25 protein-coding genes are annotated in these 21,312 nt (G+C 68.6%); 7 read left to right on the top strand and 18 right to left on the bottom strand.

Features of this window, described 5'->3' with window-relative positions; all coding sequences use genetic code 11:
* Positions 1-2 precede the first annotated feature (2 nt).
* The gene (locus LDL49_RS54185) at positions 3-695 is read right to left on the bottom strand and encodes a class I SAM-dependent methyltransferase (RefSeq protein WP_225302782.1); all 693 of its coding nucleotides are present in this window, start codon (positions 693-695) and stop codon (positions 3-5) included.
* A 127-nt stretch (positions 696-822) separates the two neighbouring features.
* Here LDL49_RS54185 and LDL49_RS54180 point away from each other — a divergent pair, with 127 nt between their 5' ends.
* On the top strand, positions 823-1,401 hold the full coding sequence (locus LDL49_RS54180) for a helix-turn-helix domain-containing protein (RefSeq protein ID WP_225302781.1): 579 nt from the start codon (positions 823-825) through the stop codon (positions 1,399-1,401).
* A gap of 79 nt (positions 1,402-1,480) precedes the next feature.
* Here LDL49_RS54180 and LDL49_RS54175 read toward each other — a convergent pair whose 3' ends face one another.
* On the bottom strand, positions 1,481-1,927 hold the full coding sequence (locus LDL49_RS54175; RefSeq protein ID WP_225302780.1) for a YybH family protein: 447 nt from the start codon (positions 1,925-1,927) through the stop codon (positions 1,481-1,483).
* Positions 1,928-2,034: 107 nt separating this feature from the next.
* On the opposite strand from LDL49_RS54175, the gene LDL49_RS54170 reads away from it, so the two are divergent.
* A complete protein-coding gene (locus LDL49_RS54170; protein ID WP_225302791.1) occupies positions 2,035-2,337 on the top strand; it encodes a winged helix-turn-helix transcriptional regulator in 303 nt (100 codons plus the stop codon).
* Here LDL49_RS54170 and LDL49_RS59635 read toward each other — a convergent pair.
* From LDL49_RS59635 to LDL49_RS54120, 10 genes are all read right to left on the bottom strand, one after another.
* The gene (locus LDL49_RS59635) at positions 2,287-2,631 is read right to left on the bottom strand and encodes a DUF4982 domain-containing protein (protein WP_225302779.1); all 345 of its coding nucleotides are present in this window, start codon (positions 2,629-2,631) and stop codon (positions 2,287-2,289) included. The genes LDL49_RS54170 and LDL49_RS59635 overlap by 51 nt on opposite strands.
* 131 nt (positions 2,632-2,762) lie before the next feature.
* Positions 2,763-3,083, bottom strand: a complete 321-nt coding sequence (locus LDL49_RS54160) for a GYD domain-containing protein (protein WP_225302778.1) — start codon at positions 3,081-3,083, stop codon at positions 2,763-2,765.
* 125 nt (positions 3,084-3,208) lie between these two features.
* Positions 3,209-3,757, bottom strand: coding sequence for an RICIN domain-containing protein (locus tag LDL49_RS54155; protein WP_225302777.1), 549 nt, complete (start codon positions 3,755-3,757; stop codon positions 3,209-3,211).
* A gap of 126 nt (positions 3,758-3,883) precedes the next feature.
* Positions 3,884-4,060 carry a hypothetical protein gene (locus LDL49_RS54150; protein ID WP_225302776.1) on the bottom strand — a complete coding sequence of 59 codons (177 nt, stop codon included), beginning with the start codon at positions 4,058-4,060 and terminating at the stop codon, positions 3,884-3,886.
* Between the two features lie 219 nt (positions 4,061-4,279).
* On the bottom strand, positions 4,280-5,080 hold the full coding sequence (locus tag LDL49_RS54145) for a DUF4328 domain-containing protein (RefSeq protein ID WP_225302775.1): 801 nt from the start codon (positions 5,078-5,080) through the stop codon (positions 4,280-4,282).
* 300 nt (positions 5,081-5,380) lie between these two features.
* Positions 5,381-6,055 carry a hypothetical protein gene (locus LDL49_RS54140; protein WP_225302774.1) on the bottom strand — a complete coding sequence of 225 codons (675 nt, stop codon included), beginning with the start codon at positions 6,053-6,055 and terminating at the stop codon, positions 5,381-5,383.
* Between the two features lie 117 nt (positions 6,056-6,172).
* Positions 6,173-6,964, bottom strand: a complete 792-nt coding sequence (locus LDL49_RS54135; protein WP_225302773.1) for a phosphatase PAP2 family protein — start codon at positions 6,962-6,964, stop codon at positions 6,173-6,175.
* A 135-nt stretch (positions 6,965-7,099) separates the two neighbouring features.
* Complete coding sequence (locus LDL49_RS54130) at positions 7,100-7,663, bottom strand: GNAT family N-acetyltransferase (protein ID WP_225302772.1); 564 nt, start codon at positions 7,661-7,663, stop codon at positions 7,100-7,102.
* 123 nt (positions 7,664-7,786) lie between these two features.
* Positions 7,787-8,047, bottom strand: a complete 261-nt coding sequence (locus LDL49_RS54125; protein ID WP_225302771.1) for a hypothetical protein — start codon at positions 8,045-8,047, stop codon at positions 7,787-7,789.
* Positions 8,044-8,850, bottom strand: a complete 807-nt coding sequence (locus LDL49_RS54120; protein ID WP_225302770.1) for a phytanoyl-CoA dioxygenase family protein — start codon at positions 8,848-8,850, stop codon at positions 8,044-8,046. The genes LDL49_RS54125 and LDL49_RS54120 overlap by 4 nt, the downstream gene beginning before the upstream one ends.
* 90 nt (positions 8,851-8,940) lie before the next feature.
* Here LDL49_RS54120 and LDL49_RS58985 point away from each other — a divergent pair, with 90 nt between their 5' ends.
* Entirely contained in the window at positions 8,941-9,699 is a 759-nt protein-coding gene (locus LDL49_RS58985) for an AraC family transcriptional regulator (RefSeq protein ID WP_225302769.1), read from the top strand.
* Complete coding sequence (locus tag LDL49_RS54110) at positions 9,656-10,150, top strand: DUF4184 family protein (protein WP_225302768.1); 495 nt, start codon at positions 9,656-9,658, stop codon at positions 10,148-10,150. Before LDL49_RS58985 ends, LDL49_RS54110 begins: the two co-directional genes overlap by 44 nt.
* Before the next feature lie 48 nt (positions 10,151-10,198).
* On the opposite strand, the gene LDL49_RS54105 is transcribed toward LDL49_RS54110, so the two are convergent.
* The 3 genes from LDL49_RS54105 to LDL49_RS54095 all read right to left on the bottom strand — a co-directional run bounded on the left by LDL49_RS54105 (position 10,199) and on the right by LDL49_RS54095 (position 14,231).
* Positions 10,199-11,383, bottom strand: coding sequence for an NAD(P)/FAD-dependent oxidoreductase (locus tag LDL49_RS54105; RefSeq protein ID WP_225302767.1), 1,185 nt, complete (start codon positions 11,381-11,383; stop codon positions 10,199-10,201).
* Between the two features lie 81 nt (positions 11,384-11,464).
* On the bottom strand, positions 11,465-12,406 hold the full coding sequence (locus LDL49_RS54100) for an RNA polymerase sigma-70 factor (protein WP_225302766.1): 942 nt from the start codon (positions 12,404-12,406) through the stop codon (positions 11,465-11,467).
* 85 nt (positions 12,407-12,491) lie between these two features.
* Positions 12,492-14,231, bottom strand: coding sequence for a hypothetical protein (locus LDL49_RS54095; RefSeq protein ID WP_225302765.1), 1,740 nt, complete (start codon positions 14,229-14,231; stop codon positions 12,492-12,494).
* 189 nt (positions 14,232-14,420) lie between these two features.
* Between LDL49_RS54095 and LDL49_RS54090 the strand changes: the two genes are divergently transcribed.
* Entirely contained in the window at positions 14,421-17,252 is a 2,832-nt protein-coding gene (locus LDL49_RS54090) for a helix-turn-helix transcriptional regulator (RefSeq protein ID WP_225302764.1), read from the top strand.
* A gap of 405 nt (positions 17,253-17,657) precedes the next feature.
* Positions 17,658-19,046, top strand: a complete 1,389-nt coding sequence (locus LDL49_RS54085) for an SGNH/GDSL hydrolase family protein (protein ID WP_225302763.1) — start codon at positions 17,658-17,660, stop codon at positions 19,044-19,046.
* A gap of 320 nt (positions 19,047-19,366) precedes the next feature.
* Here the strand turns inward: LDL49_RS54085 and LDL49_RS54080 are convergent, their stop codons facing one another.
* The 3 genes from LDL49_RS54080 to LDL49_RS54070 all read right to left on the bottom strand — a co-directional run bounded on the left by LDL49_RS54080 (position 19,367) and on the right by LDL49_RS54070 (position 21,071).
* Positions 19,367-20,029, bottom strand: a complete 663-nt coding sequence (locus LDL49_RS54080; protein ID WP_225302790.1) for a DUF4097 family beta strand repeat-containing protein — start codon at positions 20,027-20,029, stop codon at positions 19,367-19,369.
* Between the two features lie 297 nt (positions 20,030-20,326).
* Positions 20,327-20,629 carry an ankyrin repeat domain-containing protein gene (locus LDL49_RS54075; protein ID WP_225302762.1) on the bottom strand — a complete coding sequence of 101 codons (303 nt, stop codon included), beginning with the start codon at positions 20,627-20,629 and terminating at the stop codon, positions 20,327-20,329.
* Between the two features lie 13 nt (positions 20,630-20,642).
* On the bottom strand, positions 20,643-21,071 hold the full coding sequence (locus tag LDL49_RS54070; RefSeq protein WP_225302761.1) for an ankyrin repeat domain-containing protein: 429 nt from the start codon (positions 21,069-21,071) through the stop codon (positions 20,643-20,645).
* Here LDL49_RS54070 and LDL49_RS54065 point away from each other — a divergent pair.
* Positions 21,072-21,312, top strand: a 241-nt coding sequence (locus LDL49_RS54065; RefSeq protein WP_225302760.1) for a type 1 glutamine amidotransferase family protein, incomplete at its 3' end; no start/stop codon positions are given.

The raw sequence follows: 21,312 nt of genomic DNA, 5'->3' as shown, positions 1-21,312 counted from the left end.
AGTCACTCCCCTGTGGTTCCGGCGGTTCGCTGGACGAGCAGGATGTTGTCGATGACGGTGGCGGTCTCACCGGCGGGTCCGGTGGCCTGTCGGTGGGGCATGTCGTTGCGCAGGACGTGCCAGTGCGCGGGGTCGAGATCGAGTTCGGCGGCGATCTCGGTGGGTGTGGGGTAGTGGATGTCAGGGTCCTGGTTCCATGACCAGGGCGCGGTGGAGCCGTGGTCGACGATCAGCAGCAGACCGCCGGGGCGCAGGGCCTGTGCGGCGGTACGCAGGACTCGGCTGCGGAGCAGCGGGAACGGGGTCTGGAAGTACTGGGCGGAGACGAGGTCGAACTGGCCGGCCGGGAAGCTTCTGGCCAGATCGTGCTGTTCGGTGGCGACCCGGTCCGCGATGCCGAGATCGCGGGCGCGTTCCCGTACCCGTTCGACGGCGGTGGTGGAGATGTCCACGGCGGTGACGTGCCAGCCCCGCTCGGCGAGCCAGATGGTGTCGCCGCCGGCGCCGCAGCCCAGATCGAGGGCGGCTCCGGGGGGCAGCGGCGCGGCGGTCTCGGCGAGCAGCGGGTTGACGCGCGCGTCCCAGGTACGCCGGGTGCGGTAGTGCCGCTCCCAGAACAGCTCGGCGTCCTCGTCCGCCGCACCCTGGCCGCCCGTGGCGTCGGCGGTGGGTCGTTGGCTTTGGGTGGCATCCATCTGAGTTGCCCCTTCGTCGGTCGGCGTGATCCGCGATACGCATCTTCTGCGCCGGTGATGTACGACAGCATCACCACTGCCGTTTCGGACTTGCAAGAAAAGTTGCGGATCCGCATTATCGGGAGGCATGGGCAACCCCGCAGAAGACGTATTGGCCGGAGTCGGGCCGCGTCTGCGTGCCCTGCGCAAGGCGCGGAACACCACGCTGGCGGCACTGGCCGGCGAAACCGGCCTCACAGCGAGCACCCTGTCCCGCCTCGAGAACGGCAAGCTCCGCCCCACCCTGGAGCAGCTACTGCCTCTGGCCCAGGCGCACGGCGTCCCGCTGGATGACCTCGTCGCGGCGCCGCCCACCGGCGACCCGCGCATCCACCTGCGGCCGGTGCGGCGATCCGGACTGGTGATGGTGCCACTGACCAGGCGAGCCGGCGGCATCCAGGCGTACAAGGTGATCTATCCACCCGCCGGCCGAGCGTCCACGATGAGCCTGCGGACCCACGAGGGATACGAGTGGTTCTACGTCCTCAACGGACACGTCAGGTTGGTCCTCGGCGAGCAGGAGTTCCGGCTCGGCGTCGGCGAGGCCGCGGAGTTCGACACCCGCGTACCGCACTGGATCGGCAGCGCCGACAGCCGGCCCGCGGAGGTGCTCACCCTGTTCGGTGCGCAAGGAGAGCGCGCCCATCTGGCACCGGCCGGACACTGACCACCTCAGCCCTCTGCCGGCCGGGTGCGAGTCAGGGATAAATCAGTTGTGCTTTGCGCATCCACCGGCCACTCACAGATCACGGTTGATCGCCGCTTCCCGGTTTCACGCCGAAAGGATTGTCGATGGCGTATCGCCAGCGACCGTCTTGCCCGCGTCGGGCGACATCGGTGGCGGTGCCCTCGATGTGTACGGGGTGGCCATCACGATCCGTCCCCTCGATGACCCAGTCGACGATCAGCAACGCGATGTCGTCGGCGGTGTAGACGTGTCGCGGCCGAACGGTGATCGGCAGTCCCAGATTCAAGAATCGCTCATTGGCGGCATGGGCCTCCTGCCCGGTCAGCGGTGAGCCCGGCTCCGGGACGAACACCGCCCCGCGCTCATAGACTTCCGCCACCGCCTCCGCATCACCGGTGTTGAACCGCTCGGCGAACACCGTAGGCACGTCCTCGGGGCGTTCAGCAAGCTGCCGCATCATCGATACATGTCCTTCCAGCAGGTAGAAATCAGTCAGACGCGGCAACGCTAGGAGGCGCCCTCGTGACTCACCAAACGGTTGGCCACCCACCCCGGCCCGGCTTGCCCGACGACCCTCGCGCCGACGTCACCGAACCCACCCCCTCCTGCCCGGTGGAGATCACCCTCGCGGCCCTGCATGGCCGCTGGACGACCCTGGTGATTCGCGAATTCCTGCAAGGCGATCGCACTTTCACCGAACTCCGCCATGCCCTGCCCGCGCTGTCGGACAAGGTCCTGTCCGATCGGCTGGCGCACCTGACGGAAGCCGGGGTGCTCGCCCGCCACCGTCAGCCTGGCTGGCCGCCCCGGGTCTCCTACACACTCACCTCACACGGGCGGCGCCTCGGCCCCGTAATGCAAGCCCTATGGGATTGGGGCGCGGAGCACCAGCTCTCTTCGATCGAACCCCGATAGCATCGACCCCGCAACTTGAACCCGGCAGGCGGAAGACGAACCACCTCGCGCTGCTGGGCCCAGGGCCTCACGAGCGACCTGCGCGAATCGGCCGGCACACCCGTCTTCCTCTTCAACGCCTCCGACGCCCCATGGGCCAAGCCGCTCGACCACTCTGCCCGTGTCCGAGATGACGGACCGGTCGCGGAAGCGCTCCACCGGGCGGCGGCCGAGGGAGCGGCCGTTGAGGAGGAGTTCGATCTCGTCAGCGTCGCTGTAGACCTCGACCGTGACGGGTGCGCCACGAGTCCGCAACGAAGCGGCCTACGACATCCGGGCACAACGCGATAGGCCCGCCACCACGTTTCCGCTGGTGACGGGCCTCTGGAACCGTCGCTCCCCACGCCTGGAGAGATCGACTGGTGCCGCAGGTGATCAACCGGCTGTCACGCGCCAGGAGCCCGGTACGCCACCTCCATCCGCGCGGCCTCGTCGATCTCCTCTGGCGTCAGCAGGACAGCCGTCTTCGTCCGTACCGCCCCGGTCGCCGATATCGTGAGCCCCACAGCGGCCGAAGCCGCATTGCTCGGCAGCTCGACGACCACATACGTGTCTGTCTCGCCGAACGCGAAATACATCTGCTCGACCCGCCCGCCGACGCTTTCCGCCATGCGCTCCACCGCTTGCCGGCGCCCGGTGCCGCCATCTCGCAACACTCCTTTGATGCCTTCAGCGGTGTAGGTCGCCTGAATCAGATACTTGGGCATGGTCGAGTCCCTCTTCTCGTGCCGCCACCCTGCGCTGGGCGGCAATTGCGGTCACGGAGTCGAAGTTCTCGGCTTAGGGTGCCGGTAATCCCGCTAGCTGTACTGGTTTTCCCCTGCTTGGGGACTCAGCCGTAGTAGTCGCGGATTTCCCAGAAGCGGGAGGGGTGGCTGTCGCAGGTGTACTGGACGGCCTCGAGGTTGTTCTCGGTGCTGACGCCGCCGGCGATGGTCAGGCATTTGCCGGTCTGGACGTTCCGGAATTGGAGGTGTTGGCCGACCTGGTTGCCCAGCGCCCAGTAGCGCGAGGGGTGGGTGTCGCAGGTGTACTGGAGGGCGACGACATTGTTCTCGGTGCTGACGCCGCCGGCGATGGTCAGGCACTTGCCGGTCTGGCGGTTCTTGATCTGCAGGTACGCGCTGGAGTAACCCCAGATGTCCCAGCGGCGGGAGGGGTGGCTGTCGCAGGTGTACTGGACGGCGTGGACGTTGTTCTCGGTGCTGACGCCGCCGGCGATGGTCAGGCACTTGCCGGTCTGCCAGTTCACGAGCTGGACGTTCGACGCGGCCCAGACGGCCGCCGATGACGGCCCGGCGGATGCCGGGGTGGCGGTGGTCGCGCCTAGGGCGAGGAGGGGAGCGATGACGGTTGCCGCGCGAAGGATGTGTGACTTCATGTGACCCAGCGTGCGGGGGTGGGGTCAGCATGGCTTGAGTACCTCGTACTCAATGTGTGTGCCCCTGGGACGAGTGGCTACGTCCCCCCGTCCTGCCGGACAGGGGGACAAATGTACCGCCGCGTCTCACACCGGGCGCTTGGCCCCCGATTCGCCGTCGGCCAGCACTATGGCCCCTTGCGGTGATGGTTGTTGCGGCTTGCGGATCACGGTATCCGCATGCGCAGGAGCAATGCCCAGCGCCAGCACGGCGGCCAGGCCGACGACCGAAGCGGCACGGCGAGTCCAAGTACGGGTCTTCATACGGCTCTCCCAGTTGGCCGATGATCACGACAGTACTGTCCACCAGCATCAGTGCTACATCCCCGCCCGTCCACCCCAGAATGGCCGAGTGGCACAAGCGGAGAGGCCGACCCGCGCCGGCGACAGGGCGCTGCAGACGATCGCCGAGCGCCGCGCCGGCGAACGGCTGCCGGGGTTGCCGGCGCGGGTAATGGACCGCCCATGCCTGGGACAGCGACGTCAGTACGCCGGGTAGCCGCTGCCCGGAGCGCCGGGCGCCACGCCACCGGGAGGCATACCACCAGGGGTACCGGGAGGCATGCCACCGGGCGCGCCGAGAGGCGTGCCGCCGAAGGGCAGGCCGACGGCGGCCGCCGAGCGGTGCTCCTCCTGGGCCTCGGTGATCTTGCGGACGACGCCGATGGCCAGCACGGCCGCGATGAGCATCAGCACGATGCTCGCCACGTCGAACCGCGCGGCGGCGGCCAGCGACTCCAGCTCGTCGGCCTTGAACAGCAGGCGGCTCCCCAGGTTGGCCACCCAGGTGCCGATCAGCCAGGCCGCCCACCAGGCGTTGAACAACCCCCGAGGAGGCGAGGGGACGCGGGAGGAGGCGTACCAGATGTCGTCCACGATCTGCTTGGGGAACCAGAAGTTGACGATCGGCACCACCCAGCCGAAGATCAGCCACGGCTGGCCGCGCCGGTGGCCGCCGGGCGAGAGGACCTCGGCGTTCGCCCTGACCTTGAACAACCACACCAGGAACGCCACGATGGCCACGACGTAGACGACCGCCTCGAGGATGCCGGACACGCCGTAGACGAGGTCGGCCGTGTTGATCTCCGCCTCGGACACGGAGTCGAGGTCGAGGACCATGCGGTCCACGAACGAGGCGTACCAGAGGTCGATCACGGCCGCGACGATGCCGACGAGGGAGTCGCACACCAGGGCCACCACGGCGAAGACGGCGACGCCACGGACCGGGCGCAACGGCATCGGCGGTGGCGGGTAACCAGGGTAGGAGGGGGGTGGCGGATACATGGCGTGGCCCTTTCAGCATTGATTGGGGCGAATCAGTATGTCGGGCCAAGAGCCAGGAAAGGGTCAATTGTCCGACCCCGGCCTCCTCTTGTGATGAAGCCGGACTTTTCGGTGTTCGTCACGGTGAAACCGGGCCCAGGTACGTCCCTCGCCTGTTCGCTGTCGGGCTCTGGAACCTCACGTACATCGGCGCTCGTTCTATCAGCTCCAGTAGTTGAAACCAACCTATTTAGGCACTTGGCCCGAGTCGCCGTCTGCTCCGTTCAGGTGGCACCCAGGAGGCCGGCCAAGCGCGCACGGTCAGTTCCCGGTCAGGAGAAACCTCGCAGCCAGTTCGTCTGCCAACTCAGCGATGCCTCGAGAGCCGTCGACATCCAGAACCGGCAAGTCCCGCTTGAGAGCTTGGCGTCGTACCTCGTCGTCCCAGAGCTCGTCGCGCCCCAGCCGATTTACCATCACCTCGGCGTGGTCGCTGTTTCCCCAGTTGGCTCGTGCGCGGGCTGGGTCAGCGAATCGGGCACCCAGTGCATGGCGCCGGAATTCTGGTGTTGGCAGGAGAAATACGGCTTGCTCACGCCACGTCAGCAATGGTGCGACGTGTTCGGGCAGAGTACGGAAATCGTCGACTAGAACAGGTCGGTCGGTGGGCAGGGTGAGCAGCTCGTCGATGACGAGTCCGATTGTCTCGCCGTGCAGACTGGGCATGCTCCGGAAGATCTCTTCCGGCGTGCGGCCCGCCCATCTCTGTTCCAGGGGTGTTCGCAGCAGTGCGCACATGTAGGGATGTCGTTGTGGTGTACAACGCCGGACGTAGTGATGCTCGGCCCGATCGCCGTCATACACGAACACGTCATAGCGCTCGGCCAAGACCTGGCTGAGGGTGCTCTTGCCCGCGCCGGTACCTCCGGCGATCCAGCGGACATGCGCGAGCCGACGGACGAGACCAGGAAAGTCATGTTCGTTCAGGATGGTCATGCCCGTCAGTCTCACAAGATCGACCAGCTAGAAACAGTCTGGTTCTCGCATGCCTTGCCGGTGAAGACCGAAGGAGAGGGACGGTCTGCACCCGACAAGCGATCCATCCGCAGGCGCTCAATCCCGAGCACGCCGGCGCCCGGCGAAGTGGCCCCACGCCGATATGACAGCGATGGAGACGAGCAGCAACACGACGCTTCCCGCGATGTCGAGCACATAGTGGTTCCCCGTGACGAGCACGACCGCCGTCATACCCAGCGGAAATATCCACGGCAGCAACGCCAGTCGCGGATGGGAGAACCGCAGCGCGCACCACACGGCATACGCGCACCACAACGACCACCCCACGTGCATGCTGGGCATCGCTGTCAGGTTCTGGCCGTTCGCGATCTCTCGTGAGGCATGGCTGCCCAGGATGTCGTACTCGGCGATGATGTCGACCACGCCCGGCAAGGCGAACCGTGGGGGCGACATGGGCAGCGCCCAGTAAAAGGGCAGCACGAGAGCGACCATCGCGACGAGGGTCCGGCGTACCTTGACGTAGACCTCGGCATGCCGGACGAAGACCCACACCAGCACACCGACGATCGCGAGGTAGTACAGGCGGTAGTAGTACACCGCCGGCTGGATGAGGGTCGGATGCTCGGTCAGCCACTGGTTCGCCCGAAGTTCGATGTCCAGGTGGACGGCCCGTTCCATGGATTGCAGGGCCAGAGCGTTGGCGGTGGCGGTGGCGGCGTCCCTCCCGACGGCGGCATGAAGCCGTGAGAAGAGCAGGATCACGAGCAGCAGACCGGCCACTTCGACGAGTGGTGCGGGGCGCCCACCCATCTTCCCGACAAGTGCCGCTGACCGGGCACGAGCGACCAGGCGCGATAATCGGCCGGCGGCCACCTCACGTGGGCTCACGCGGGTCACCCTAGCTCACCCCGCTTCGGCATGGATCATGTCAGCCCGCAGTCCCGCGCCGTCCGGGGCGACGACCTACGCGCTCGCCCCGGAGGCTGCAGACCAGCTCTGGGAGTACGGCGCTGCCGGAGGCCTCTACGGCGTGAGCTGATCGGTGGTGGAACGGTTGTCGGCAAGTGTTCGGACGATGTCAGGGCCCCATGTGTACTCGACGACGGGTAGTTCGAATCCTGTGGGGAAGCGTTCCATGAACTCTTTGGTGGGCCGGCCGCCGAGACGCCGGTAGAAGGTGATCGCGGCGACGTTATCGCGCAGCACCTCCAGGTAGACCGTCTTGCCAGGGTGTTGCTCAGCGGCCCAGCCAAAAGCCTGGTACACGAGTCGGCGGCCGATGCCGGACTGCTTCCGCTCCGGCTGGACGTGCAGGTTGTCGAGCAGGATACGCCCGTCGGTACCGACAGCGAGATAGGCGAACCCCAGCAAAGCATCTCCATCGACGGCGACGAGTGAGCAGCGGGCGTGATCCGGTTCCGAAGCGACGGTGGCGAGCCGCATGCCCCACATGGCCTTGCGCTCGTCGAGCAGGGACCCATTCAAGTAGCCGGCGGGCATGATCCCGGCATAGGCCGTCAGCCAGCTACGAGTGTGGAGCTCTGCGATCTGCTCAGCGTCGTCTTCGGTACCGGATCTGATCTGCATGCCATAGAGGTTGGCATAGTCGCTGATAGAGCCGTTAATCGCCGGGAGCGCCGGCTTGAGAGCCGAGTGTTCAACTGGAGCGGAGCGGCTCGCGGCGAGCCTGGGCGGGAGGGGCACCGGCCATCAGGACAGTTTCTCGAAGAAGAACTCGTGCTTGAGAAACGACGTGTCGTATTCGTGCCCCGGGTACGGCGGGATCAGCTGCGACGCCTGGAACAGCCGCCAGCCGTCGCGCAGCGCGTCCACCCCCGTCTCGTACGGCGGTTCGTCCCCGTCGCCCGCCGTCGGATCGGTACGCCCGGTGCCGTCGTAGCGGGACCATCCCACCACCTGCGCGTCGAGGGCGGAGGTGGCCAAGTAGAGAACGAGCACCTGCTGCTTCATGCGGCCCTCCCGGGGCGGTTGTTCACACGCGTCGTCCAGTAGTCGATGTCGAACGAGGGATCCGCGGTCATGGCGCGCCACAGGAGCGCCCGATTGTGGATCTCCAGCCGGCCGGTTGCCTGCTCGTACCAGGGGAAACGCCTGCTCAGCTCGTCGAGGACGGCGGGGTCGGCGAGGTCGGAGGTGTCCCACAGGAGCACCTGCGGGACGGTGGGGTTGAACCGGATCTTGAACATGTACCGCCGCACGTCGCTGTCGTTGCGCCGACCGCCGTGCCAGATGCCGTGGTGCAGCAGCATCACCGTCCCGGCGGGGCAGGTCAGCCGGGTCTGGCCGAGCAGGTTCTGGTAGCGGCCGGTGTCGCTCTCGTTGACGCGGCGCAAGTGGCTGCCGGGCACCACGAGGGTGCCGCCCATGTCCGGGGTGACCTCGCGGGGGTAGTACATGAGCTGCACGTCGAAGGCGTCCACGCGGGTGTCGATGATGGCGTCGGCGTGCAGCGGCTGGGCCTGTCCGCCGTGCGGCTCGCGGATGTGCACGGCATGGTGGTCGACGGTCGGGCCGGGCCCGACGAGGGAGTGCAAGGCCCCGGCGACCTGGGGCAGCTCGATGAGGCGGCGGGCGAACGTCCCCTCAGGGAACGCCTCGGCGATCGGGGTTCCGTAAGGCAGGTGCGGGATTCCCGCCTCGAGTACGTCGATCGCCTGGTCGTTGAGCTCGTCCGGGACGACTCCGTCGAGCCGCAGGTAACCGGCGGCCACGAAGCCGGCCACCTGCGCGGAGGAGAGCAAAGTGGTTCTCATGCCTCAAAGCTAGAATCGGACACTTGCCGTGTCGTGGGTTGTAATCATCAACTACTGGTTGATTTTCCCCCTCTGGTGTAGACATGCGCTGTGCGTCACGTGACGATCGCGCTCTCCGAGCCACCGACGGTTGCCGGGGCGGGAGTGGGCGTGCACGGCGTCGTCGGTCTCCACGACGTATTTCGGCTGCCCGACCTGTGGCAGCTCCACCTGTACGGCTACGCTGGCGAGCTCGTCCTTGAGAACACCGTGCACGCCATCAAGCCGGGACACGTGAGCCTGATCCCGCCTGGCGCCGAGGTGCACTATCACTATCGGGGCAGATCAGAGCACCTGTACGCGCACTTCCGCCTGCCCGGCGAGGACGAGCGCCGTACCGTGACGGTCATGCGGGACGCCGGCGACCAGGCCCCGGTCATCGGCGCCGCGCTGGGCCAGGCCATCGCGGCCGTCCCCGGCACCCCGGCCAGGGCCTCGGCCGAGGTGTGGTCGGTGCTCTGGCGGGTGGCGAGCCTGCCCGTGGTCGGCAGCCGGCCCGCCGTGGTGGCCGCGGCGATCGAGTACATCGAGGCGAACCTGGCCGCACCGCTGACCGTACCGGACGTCGCCAGGGCCGCCGGGGTGTCGCACAACCACCTCACCCGGCTGTTCCGCGCCCAGAGCGGTGACACGGTGGTCGCCTACATCCGCCGCCGCCGGCTGTCGCGGGCTCTGCACATGCTGCGCGAGTCGACGCTGGCGATCCCCGCGATCGCCGCGGCAGTGGGGATCGCGGACCTGCAGGCGTTCAACAAGGCGTGCCGCCGTGAGCTGGGCGCCTCTCCCCGCGTCCTGCGCGCGCGGCGATGATCCACGCCGGCCCCGACCGTGGGACGGGTTCACGCAGGTCGGCGGGTTCGCGGTGGCGCACTGGCAGGTGCTGCGGTTACCGGTCATCGGCCCGCATCGGGTGTTCAACGTGCTCATGTACGCCAGTTCGGTAGGTGGTCTGGCGACCCTGGCCGGATGGTTCGCGCTCTGGTATCGGCGGACCCCGGTCCGGCCGGAACGGCTGCCCGGGGTGACGGGGCGGGTGCGCGGCGCGGCGCTGGCCATGGTCACGGTGGCCGCGATCGCCGGTGCCGCCGCCGGGGCGGTGAGCGACCGCGCCGCGGTGAGCGGCTACGACCTGGTGCGGAGCGTGATCCTGAGAGGCGCCGACGGGGCCGCCGTGGTACTTGCCTGCTACGTACTCGCCTGGCACGGTCGGAACGTGGTGAGCACCCGACGGGCGGCGCGTGCTGCGGGCCCGCCGGCCTGAGCGCCTCGCCCCGAACCGCGGGCCGACAGGTCGTCTCCACAACGATGTTCATACAGTCTCGTGCCTTGGCGTCTGCTCATGCGCAACGCGGTGCTGCCGGGTCGGCATCCCAAGTGTCGGGTTGGCGACGCTCCATGCGGCGCTCTTGCAGATCAGTTCCTTGTAGACGGCGGCCAGTCGGCCGGTCAGGACCGCCTGCCTGGCACGGTCGTCGGCGGTGACGTACTGGATCAGGCCCTCCTTGCGGCCCAGTGAGATGCACTGGTTGGAGTAGCCGATCGTCTTGTTCGGGACCTTCCGGCCGGTCAGGCGCGCCGCGATGGCATCGGCGGCCAGCCAAGCGGTGGGGATTCCCGAGGCGCACGACATCCGTAGCGGCTTGTCTCCGGCGCCCATCGCCATGGCCGCGTCGCCGACGGCGTACACATCGGGGTGTGAGACCGAGCGCATGGTCCGGTCGACCACGATCTGGCCGGTGCCGGAGACCTCCAGGGAGGTCGCCTTCGCGATCGGGTGGACCGCGAAACCGGCGGCCCATACGGTGACCGCGGCGGGGATGACCTTGCCGTCGGCGGTGGTGACGTGGTCGGCTTCGACGCCGCTGATGGCGGTGTGCTCGTACGCGGTGATGCCGAGCTTGCCGAAGACCTTCCTGACGTGCTCGCGCCCCTTGGGTGAGACCCACTCGCCGAGGCCGCCGCTGACGGCCAGAGCGACGTTGAGGTCCGGGCGGGCCTCGGCGATCTCGGTGGAGGCTTCCACGCCGGTGAGGCCGCCCCCGACCACCACCACGGCCTGCCCGGCGTCGAGGCCCGCCAGGCGCTCGCGTAGCCGGAGCGCTCCGGTACGGCTGGCGATCTGGTAGGCGTGCTCGGCGGTCCCGAGTACGCCTTGGCTGTCCCAGCCGCTGCCGAGGGCGTACACGAGCGTGTCGTACTCCAGTTCTTCGGCACCGTCCGCACCGGTGATGGCGATGGTCTTGCGGTCGGCGTCGACGCCGGTGACCTTCGCGAGCCTCAGTTCGACGCCGGTGCCGGCGAAGATCTCGCGGAGTGGCCGGGGCCTGAGGTCCTGGCCGGTCGCGAGCTGGTGATTGCGGACGCGCTCCACGAAGTCGGGCTCGGCGTTGACGAGGGTGATGGCGACGTCCTCGCGGCGCAGCCGCTTGGCGAGACGGCCGGCGGCGCTGGCTCCGGTGTATCCGGCTCCGAGAACGATGACGCGGTGCTGCATTTCAGGCTCCTGTCCGGTTCGGATGTGCCACTTGAACCGGATGGCCCGCCGTTTCCTGACAGGAGCGCGATGTGAGACACGTCACATCACGAGCAGGGGCTCCCCATGGCTGGTGGCCGCCCATTGCTCGGTCGCGCGTTCGAGCTTGTCGGGGTTTGCCTGGGTACGGCAGGCGGTGATGCCCTCCTCGGTGACCTCCAGGCACATGATGGCGACCACCCGGCCCGCCACGACGGCCACAACGGCGGGTTCGCCATTGGCGGTCCAGGCGTAGATCTCGGGCGAGCCGCCGACGACAGCGCGCTTGGCCTCGGCGGGCTTGAACAAGCCCCACACGAACTTCGCGACCGCGACGGCCCCCTCGAACGCCTTCGTGCGTGCCGGAACCTTCCCTCCGCCGTCGCCGATGGAGATGGCGTCCTTGGTGAGCAGGCGTACGAGCTCATCGGTCTGGCCACTGGTGGCGGCCGCGAGGAACTCCTCGACGATCCGCTGGGCGGCCGCCTCGTCGATCTCGGCGCGGGCTTTGCCATAGGCGACATGCTTCTTGGCCCGGTGAAAGATCTGCTGGCTGGCCGCCTCGGTGATGTCGAGGATCTCGGCGATCTCCCGGTGCGGGTAGTCGAAGGCCTCCCGCAGCACGTACACGGCCCGTTCGTTGGGGGACAGGCGCTCCATGAGGGTGAGGACCGCGTACGAGACCGATTCGCGCTGCTCGGCGGTGTCGGCCGGGCCGAGCATCCGGTCCCCGGCGAGCAGCGGCTCGGGAAGCCATTGGCCCACGTAGGTCTCGCGGCGCGCCCGCGCGGAGGTGAGCTGGTTGAGGCACAGGTTGGTGAGCACCTTCGTCAGCCAGGCCTCGGGGACCTCGACGCGCTCGACGTCGGCGGCCTGCCAGCGCAGGAACGTCTCCTGCACGACGTCCTCCGCCTCGTTCGCGCAGCCGAGGAGACGGTAGGCGATGGCCTCCAGCCGGGGCCTCGACAGCTCGAACCGGTCGACATCATCTACCGTTAAAGGCATGGCCCGATCCTAACTTTTTCAGTTGGAGATCGCTTTTGACGTTCCCTGGCAGCGCGACGGAGGAGAGTGCGCGCCCCGCCCCCGTTCACGGCTTCAGCTCAAGCCTCTTCCTCGACGCACCCGGGAACACGACGACCAGGTGCTGCTCCTCCCCCGCGTCGCCCCGCACGTAGACACGGAGCCGGTAATCGCCCTTCCCCGCGATCGCCAGGTTCGGCATCGGGGCACCCGCGCCCACCTCTCCGCCCTCGCCCCTATACGGCACGGTGAGCCGGCCGCTGCGGCTGACGATCGGCACCTCGTTGACCTGATCCCACCCGGCCGTCCGCTGTGGCGGCGCGCTACGGAAGGCCTTCACCGTAAGGCACAGATCAGCGACGTCTTCGACGTGGCCGATGAGCACCGCGCTGCCGGCCACCCCGATGAGGTTGCCGTCGTCGTCGTAGACCTTGTCCATCGCCTGCTCCGCCGCCTCGTCGGCCGCTGCGTCCTCGGGGTCGTGGACCAGATAGCCGGGATCGCCGTCGACGAACAGGAAGTATTTGGCCGTGGCCTGGACGACACCCTTCGTCCGCGGCCACGGGTCGCGGCACTTCGCGTTCTCCTTGGCGATGTAGGCGGCGTCCGCCGCCTCCGTCTCCGCGGTCGACCGCAGCAGCTCGGGATCGGTCGCACCGACGATCTCCGGGCACACGTAGACGAGGTCCCACGGGTCCGCGCCCGAGGCGGACCGCGCGCTCCCGGCCCGCTGCAGAATCACCTCCTGCTCGTCGCGGTCCTTTGTACGGCACAGCGCCCGCCCGTACGCGAGGACCGCTTGGTCCGACAGGCTGTCCGGAAACAGGGGCGGAACCCCGCCCTCTCTGCTCCGCGCTCGGCACAGGAACGCGGCGTCGCGTTCCGCGGGTTTCAGGTCGCCGAAGCTCCGCCGGACATAGCAGTCCATCGACCGGCCGGTGTAGGTGAGGTGCGCGGCCTGCTCCGGCTGGATCAGTGCGATGATCGGCAGTACGGTCACGGCCGTCACCGCGACACGGATCACCCGCCGCCGCGCGGGCGGAGGTTCCGCCAGGTGGTCCTCAGCGGGCAGTTCACGGGCGGTCGCCGCGATCCACACGGTGGTGACGAGCCCCACCGCGTTCATCATGACCGCCATCGCCAGGCTGCCGCTGGAGATCCTTCCGATGAGAACGTCGAGCGGGATGACCAGCGCGTAGACGCCCACCGACAACCACCCGGCGGCCTGCGTGCCGCGGCTCCACCGGCCGTCGCGCCGCTGCCCGACGACCGTGATGATGGCCGCCGCCGCTCCGCTCAGCATCAAGCCCACTTCGACGATGCCGCCCGAGCGAAGACCTGGGAGACCGAGTTCGTCGAGCAGGACGTTGGCCATCCCAGCCAGCTCGACCGCGAACATCGCTCCGGCCGCCGCGCGCAGCACGCGGGACCGCCAGCGGATAACGAGCAGGTAGAGGACGTCGATCGCGGTCCACAGCGCGAGCTGGAATGCCATGTTGACCGCGCCAGGGAGGAGCGCGATCGGGTACCAGAGCACGAGGGAGTACGCCACCGCGAGATACAGCAGTCGGCGCAGCGCCTTCGCCCGGCGGTCCAGCGGTCCCGGCGCGGGGGCACGCAGGATCAGCCACAGCGGCGCGGCCTTCACCGGGGCGGCCACGAGCAGTGCCACAACCGCCGGAGTGTCAAACCCGCCGCGCGGGTAGAACTCGGCATAGTCCGGCGGCGACCATTCGACGGCCACCCAGAGCCAGGCGTCGCCGAGCACCAGCCCCGCGACCGCCGCCGCGAGAACCAGGCCTACCACTCCGATTCTGACAATCCGCCAGGAACCATCCGAAGGCACGGGACGCGATCTTAGCGCGGCACCGCCGTACTACCGCCGGCGTGAGATCGGCGAAGCCCCCGAGGGTATCCGGCTATCCAACTGACGATCATCCGACTACGCTGGATGTGTCTGCTACCTTCACTCACCGGACTGGATGTTCAGGGCGAGATGGCCAACGGAGCGACATACGGCAGGCCGATCGGTCGCGACGCTGAGCTCAGCCTCCTCGCGAGCGCCGTGTCGGGCGCGGCGGACGGAGCGCTGCGGGCCGTGGCGGTGCGTGGCGATCCGGGAATGGGAAAGACCCGTCTCCTCACCGAACTGGCCGATCTGGCCCGGGCCCATGGCTTCGCCGTCCATCACGGTCAAGCGACCGAGTTCGAACGTGACGTGCCGTTCGGCGTCTATCTCGCCGCCTTCGAACCCCAGCAGGGTGATCGGAGCCGCGACGCGCAGCGCGCGCTGACCGAGTTGCTGCTGGACGCCACCGGGCCGTCCGAGGCCCGGCGCGCGGGGCTCGACCGCTACCGGCTCTTCCAACGCGCGCGCCGGCTCATCGAAGTCCAGGGGGCCGCCGGCCCGGTCGCCATCGTGCTCGACGACCTGCACTGGGCGGATCAGTCCTCTGTCGAGCTGACCGAGTATCTGCTACGCCGACCGCCGCGGGCGCCGTTGCTGCTCGCCACCGCGTACCGCGCGGCCCAGGTGCCCGCCGGCATCGCCCGGGCCGTCGCCCAACTCGGCGACGCGACCGTCCACATCAGTCTCGGGCCGCTGGGAGAGAGCGACGTGGCGGCGCTGTTGCCGGAGGCGGACCGCGGCCGGCGACGACTGCTGTACCGCACCACCCACGGAAACCCGCTCTACCTTCAGGTGCTCGCCGACGCCAGCGTGGAGACGCTCACCGCCCTCGCGGAGGCCGGGGATACGGCGACCGGCGCACCCGAGCGGGCACTCCTAGACGTACTCAGCACCGAACTGACCGCTCTGACGCCGGATGTCCGGCAGGTGGCCTGCGCGGCGGCGGTGGCCGGCGAACCGATTTCGTTGGACCTCGTCGCGTCCATCACCGAACTGCCCGAGGCCACCCTCGATCGCGCCATCGACCACCTGGTCGGCGTGGGCCTGGTGGTCGAGGCCGACGCCTCTTTCCGGTTCCGCCACCCCCTGGTTCGGGCCGCGGCGTACTGGATGGCCGGCGCGGCCTGGCGATTACGCGCACACGACCGGGCGGCGGAGTATCTGCGCGCCAACGGCGGCCCGCTGCAACTGCTGGCTCACCACACCGCACGATCGGCGCAGCATGGCGACCTGCAGGCGGTGCGGACGCTGGAGGCGGCGGCCGCGGCGGCTCTGGACGCCGCTCCGTCCACCGCCATCCGGCTGTTGCGGACCGCGATCCGGTTGTTACCTGATGAGGCGGAGCGGGCCTCGTGGCGGGTCCAGCTGCAATGGGCGCTGGGCCGCGCGCTGGGGGTGACCGGCGATCTGGCGGCCAGCCGGCAGATCCTGCAAGAGGTGATGCGGGCACCGGGGCCGCTGCGGATCGCGGCGGTGAGCTTCTCCTCGATGGTCTATCGCCTGCTGGGCGACTTCGACGAGGCGAAAGCACTGATCACCACCGAGCTGACCCGGCCGCAAGCGCGCGACCGGTCGACCAGCCTGGCCCAGCTCGGGCTGGCCGCGGTCGAGTTGATGGGGCGACAGCCGAGAAGAGCCCGGCTCGCGACCGCTGTCGCGATCCAGTCCCTGAGGGGCGCGGACGACAAGGCGCTGGAAGGAGCCGCCCGCACCATCCACGCGCTGGCCAGTCTGCGCGACGGCGACGTGGCCCAGAGCCGGAGCGAGGCCGACCGGGCGGCGTGGTTGACGGACGCCATGACCGACGACGTGCTCGCGCCGCACATTGAGCTGGTCGCGCCGCTGGCCTGGAACGAGATCCACCTGCGGCGCTACGACGACGCGTCGCGGCATCTGCGCCGCGCGCTGGACATCGCCTACCGTGCCGGGCGTAGCCACAGCGTGCCGTACCTGCTCATCGTCTTGTCCGCGCTGAACGAGCGGCAGGGCCGGCTGTCCGAGGCGGTGACCGCCGCCGAGGAGGCCCGCGAGGCGTCCCGGCTGATCCACAGCCGGGAGACCCTGGCCATGTCCAGCATCCTGTTGCTGCGTCCGCTGTTGTGGCGGGACGGACCGCGGGCCGCCCTGGAACTGGCCGAACGGATCTCCGGGACCCGGCCCCGGTCGGGCTGGTGGTCCGGGCTGGCGCAGCTCGACCTCGCCCTGGTCTACGCCGAGGCCGGGCAGCCGGACCGCGCTCTCGCCGCGTTGACCGGGGAGGACCCGGCCGACGAATGGACCAGGACGTACTGCCTGGCCCTCCAGGCGATGACCACAGCCACCGCCGGTGCCCAGTCCGAGGCCGGCTCGCTGGCCGAACACGCCCTTTCCCGGGCGATGAAGTCGGGTCTGTCCCATCAGTTGGGGTTTGCGCATCGGGCGCAGGCGAAGGTGCTCATGCTTTCGGGGCGATCGAAGGAGGCGGCCGTTCACGCGGCGCGGGGCGCCGACCATTTCGCCGCCGCCGGCGCACCGGTCGAGGAGGGGCTCACGCGGCAGCTCGCCGCCGAGTTGCATGCCGCTCTGGGCTCGGTGGTGACGGTCCGGAACGAGATAGGCCGGGCCAAATCCCTGTACGCCGCCGCCGGGGCGGCCTGGTTGTCCGCCGCGTTGGCACGCGACGAACGCCGGCTGGCCGCCCGAGTGCCCCGGGGACAGCGGCAACCGGCCGGTCCGCTCTCCACGCTCACCACCCGGGAACGGCAGATCGCCGACCTCGCGGTGGGCGGATTGACGAATCAGCAGATCGCGGAGCGGCTGTACCTGAGCCCCAAGACGGTGGAGGCTCACCTCTCCCGCACCTTCGCGAAGCTCGGCGTCCAGTCACGCGTCACGCTCAGCCAACACCTGACCGCGGGCGTGCAGGCCCGGGACGACTGAGCAGCCGCCGGGTCGATGTAGGGGGTGGGATAAGGGAACCGCCCGATGCTAGCGACGGCCGCCGCGGAGCATGCTGCTGCGGCAAGCCACGCGTCATCGAGGGAGGTTTATATGCCACCTTTCCGTGCCAGAAGACGTGCCCGGGCCCGTGTCGTATTGACGGCGTTGTTCGCCGCCCTGGGGCTGCTCCTGCCGGCCGCTATGGCCAGCGCCGATCCGGTACCGTCGCTGTCTCGCCCTTCGTCAGCGCCATTGGGGGCAGGCCCGACACTCCCGCCGCCAACGACCCCGTTACGCTGCCCACCGGTCTGTCTCGACCCGGGTACGGAACCGGATCCGTACGAGGCGGTCGTTTACGGCGACAGCTACACCAGCGGTGAGGGCGCCAGCCATAACCACAAGTACTTGACGAAGGCCGATGGTAAGGAGGCCTTCACCCACCAGTCCGGTCTGGCCCCCTTCTACGTGGCCTGGGCGGCCCTGGAAATGGCCCGCAACCCGTTACGCAGGATGACCCTCACCTCGGACAAGATGGAAACGGTCATCGGACGCGACCGGCTCTTCTTCCATGCTTCGTCCGGCGCGTGGCTCAAACACCTCGACGAGGCACAGATGGAGAAGAAGGGCAGCACAGTCGTCCGCAACCCGCCACAGACCCACGACGTCCCGAGCACGGCCAAGCTCGTCTACTTCGGGCTCGGCGGTAACGACGCCGGTTTCGCCGACCTGGTCGGCACCGCGGCCACGGCGTACCTGTTCCCGGCCAACGGCTCCCTCTTGGGATCGTTGCTGTGGAAAGAAGACCAGGAGAAATCGGTCGCCCTTGAGCTAAGCCGGCTGGAGCCGCGATTCGTCGACCTGAAGGACAAAGTCGCCCACGGCCTGTGGAGTGTCCGGGAAACCCACGGCGAGGCGGAAATCGTGGTGGCGCTCTACCCGTTGGCGGTCAAGGCGTCGGGCAACACCGACATCCAGGAGGTCACCGGCCGGACCATGGACATGATGTATCCCTTCGCGGTCAAGGTGAACAAGGCCATCCGGGACGGTGTGGCGCAGTTCCAGGCCAGCTTTCCGCAGACCAAGGTCCACATCTTCGACCCGAACACGGCTGGGCCGAACAACACCAGCGTGGTCGCGGGACATGAGCTCGGCCAGCCCGACTCGTACTTCCAGGGCCTCGTCTACCGCCCGGATCTAGTTTTGAGCAAGCCGTTCCAGTCGTTCCAGGAGAGCTTCCATCCGAACGAGCTCGGTGCGGTGGCCATCGGCCAGGCGCTCGCGACCTTCCTGGCGGAAAAGATGCCGGCACTCTTTCCGAAGGGGCCGAAGTTCAGCGCCCTGACCATCAATCCGCAGCCGTTGGTCGCGACGCCCGAGGAGATCCAGGCGGTCAACGAATGGGCGGCCACCAACGGGTCGCAGATGTGCGAGGACACCGACATCGACAGCGTGTGCCGTTCCATCACCCCGAACGGCATCGTCCTGTCCTGGGACCTCTGGTTCGACCCCCACAAGGTCCGACCGTTCCCCGACTCGCCGACTCCGGGCGGCCCCGACACGGGTTCCCCCGGCGGTGGCGGTGGCGGTGGTGGCGGCGGAGACGGGTCCACCTGGATCCCGGCCCAGTACATTCCCAAGGACCCGTGCGACATCTTCCGGCCGGTCCGCTTTGAGTACTACGCGGGGGTGAAGGTCCAGGGTGGACCGCTGCAGACTCCGACAACCATCGGCGCCCTCGTCATGACTCCCAAGAAGCCCAAGTGCGTCCCAGGCGTGGGACTGATCTACGAGTAACCGCCGCCTCCTCCTTACGGCCATAGGCCGCCGCCCCGACCGCTTCGGCCGGGGCGGCGGTCGGCGATGGAGGGAGTGGGGCAGGATGCTACATAGGAGCATCAAGCATCCTCTCGGCCAGCCGGCCCCTGAACCGCAGAAGAGGCCCCGTAGGGCCTCTGATCTGCTGTGAAAAGTGCAAGATTCGAACTTGCGTAGGCTGAGCCGACGGTTCTACAGTCTCGCCGCGATCACGCATTGACCTGCGACTTCTCTCATCACCGCCCTATCCTGGCCGCGGCATCCGCCGCTTGGTCTACTTCTCCTTTGGGGGCTGCGGGTCACAGGCTGCGCGCGGTGATGTCGCCGTTGGAGGTGGTGGCGTGGATGTCGAGCTCGGCGGTGCCATCGTTCTTGAGGGCGTTGGTGATGCGGCCGTGGGTGGTGCCGGCGTCCAGTGAGGCCGAGACGCCGGCGGCGGCGGAGATCGAGATGTCGCCGGACTGGGTGCGGAGCACGACCTTGCCGCCGGTGGCCTCGGCGATCCGGATGTCGCCCCGCGCGGTGCTGATCTCCGCGGGGCCACCCAACCGACCGACCTCGACATCCCCGTCGACCGCGGTGAGGCGCAGGCTCGCGGCCTCGTCCAGCTTGATCTGGCTGTACGCACCTTCGAAGGTGACGTCGCCTAGGCGGCCGACGGTCCGGAGTTCGGCGCTGGCCGCCTTGCCCTCGATGCGGGAGCCGGCGGGCAGCTTGACCGTCACCTCGATGGATCCAGACGCGCCGAGGTACTGGTTCTTCGCCGGGGTCGCGATCCGCAGGACGCCGTCGGCATATTCGACCGTGGTCTCCTCTGCTGCCTTCACGTCGCGGCTCTTCGAGGCGTTCACGGGCAGCACCTCGACCGCGGTCTCACCCCGGTCAGCGGCGATGAACTGGATGCGTCCCGCGGGGATGTCAAGGATGGCGGAGATCGGGGCGAGGGTGTCGAACTTCTGCATCATGTGCTCCTTGGCTGTGTTGTTTCGATCTTGCGAGCCCCATCCCGGCGTGACGCTCATGGGCTTCCAGAGCGACGCGCGAGGTGAGCTCGGCGTGGCCCAGCTCGCAGCCCTGAGGCCGCAATCGCTGAACCGTTCATGACATCCACCATCGCCGACCACTCTGATACCGGACTGTCGCCGTCCTGACGCCGCCGCTGACATGCGGCGGGAAGCAGCCAACCAGGTATGACCCCACGCCCGTGGGGGGAGTCGGCCCGCGCGGCCGGGGTGCGTTACCGGCCGCCGGCCAGTGATTCAGCGCGATCGAGACTCGATCAGATCGTGGAGCTGCTGAGCCACGAAATCGTGCGGGCGAGCGGCGAAGGCGATGCGCAGCCAGCCGTCGGCGTCGATTTGCAGGAGATCGTCGCGGATGGATGGGTCGGCACCGCGCTCCAGGAGCAGGCGGATCACTTGGAGACGACCGCCCGGGATCGCCCAGTGCAGACCGGTCCGCCCGAGGTAGGGCGCGACGTCGGGATGGACACCGCGGTCGAGGAACCAGCGCACGACCTCGACCCGGCCGTGCTGGCATGCATGGACGAACGCCTCTCCCACGATCTCCTCCGGATCATCGGTCCGGCAGCCGAGACGGAAAGCCCGCGCCGGTGTCGGCGAGATCGGGACGCGCCGACGAGGCGTCCGGCCGGAGGCTGCCGTCCGCCTCGAAACAGGCCCGCACCAGATCCTGCCGGCCGCAGGCGGCATAGATCCAGAGCGCCCGCGGGACGATTCCATGCCCGGCGAGCAGGTCCACGACCTCCGTGTTGCCGTGATAGATGGCCTTCTCCAGCGGGGTGCTGCCCCATGTCCGGATACCCGGCTCGGCACCGGCGTCGAGCAGCAGGCGCACGTATTCCACCCGGTTGAAGCGGGCCGCCCAGCTGAGCGGAAGCTCCAGATTGGTGGCCCTGCCGAGCAGGACCTCGACTGCGGCACGCGGCACGCCGAGCTCCTTCTCGAGCCGGACACCGGGGATCGGCTCGGGGCCCGCGAGCATGTGCAGCAGAGTGTCGGCCTGCTCGGCGCTCAGACCGGCCAGCCGATCCGGCAGTCCGGGCTGGCGGATCTCCTGCCGTCGCTGTCCGAGACGGTCTGGGCGGGGGTGAGCGCCGGAAGCATGGTGATGACCCCCCGGATCGGTGACTACTTCGTCGAATGGACGCCGCCCACCGGAAGCGACCGCACCCTAGGGGTCGTCGACTTCTCGATCTTCCCGCACCTGGGACACGAGCTCATGC

The organism is Nonomuraea aurantiaca (genome assembly GCF_020215705.1).
GTDB lineage: Bacteria > Actinomycetota > Actinomycetes > Streptosporangiales > Streptosporangiaceae > Nonomuraea > Nonomuraea aurantiaca.
This window is presented reverse-complemented; position numbering and strand designations above follow the sequence as displayed.

Excerpts from the sequence above, each read along its gene's own strand:
- LDL49_RS54185 (WP_225302782.1), bottom strand. The coding sequence starts at position 695 with ATGGATGCCACCCAAAGCCAACGACCCACCGCCGACGCCACGGGCGGC.
- LDL49_RS54180 (WP_225302781.1), top strand. The coding sequence starts at position 823 with ATGGGCAACCCCGCAGAAGACGTATTGGCCGGAGTCGGGCCGCGTCTG.
- LDL49_RS54160 (WP_225302778.1), bottom strand. The coding sequence starts at position 3,083 with ATGCCCAAGTATCTGATTCAGGCGACCTACACCGCTGAAGGCATCAAA.
- LDL49_RS54155 (WP_225302777.1), bottom strand. The coding sequence starts at position 3,757 with ATGAAGTCACACATCCTTCGCGCGGCAACCGTCATCGCTCCCCTCCTC.
- LDL49_RS54150 (WP_225302776.1), bottom strand. The coding sequence starts at position 4,060 with ATGAAGACCCGTACTTGGACTCGCCGTGCCGCTTCGGTCGTCGGCCTG.
- LDL49_RS54145 (WP_225302775.1), bottom strand. The coding sequence starts at position 5,080 with ATGTATCCGCCACCCCCCTCCTACCCTGGTTACCCGCCACCGCCGATG.
- LDL49_RS54140 (WP_225302774.1), bottom strand. The coding sequence starts at position 6,055 with ATGACCATCCTGAACGAACATGACTTTCCTGGTCTCGTCCGTCGGCTC.
- LDL49_RS54130 (WP_225302772.1), bottom strand. The coding sequence starts at position 7,663 with ATGCAGATCAGATCCGGTACCGAAGACGACGCTGAGCAGATCGCAGAG.
- LDL49_RS54125 (WP_225302771.1), bottom strand. The coding sequence starts at position 8,047 with ATGAAGCAGCAGGTGCTCGTTCTCTACTTGGCCACCTCCGCCCTCGAC.
- LDL49_RS54120 (WP_225302770.1), bottom strand. The coding sequence starts at position 8,850 with ATGAGAACCACTTTGCTCTCCTCCGCGCAGGTGGCCGGCTTCGTGGCC.
- LDL49_RS54105 (WP_225302767.1), bottom strand. The coding sequence starts at position 11,383 with ATGCAGCACCGCGTCATCGTTCTCGGAGCCGGATACACCGGAGCCAGC.
- LDL49_RS54100 (WP_225302766.1), bottom strand. The coding sequence starts at position 12,406 with ATGCCTTTAACGGTAGATGATGTCGACCGGTTCGAGCTGTCGAGGCCC.
- LDL49_RS54090 (WP_225302764.1), top strand. The coding sequence starts at position 14,421 with ATGGCCAACGGAGCGACATACGGCAGGCCGATCGGTCGCGACGCTGAG.
- LDL49_RS54080 (WP_225302790.1), bottom strand. The coding sequence starts at position 20,029 with ATGCAGAAGTTCGACACCCTCGCCCCGATCTCCGCCATCCTTGACATC.
- LDL49_RS54070 (WP_225302761.1), bottom strand. The coding sequence starts at position 21,071 with ATGCTCGCGGGCCCCGAGCCGATCCCCGGTGTCCGGCTCGAGAAGGAG.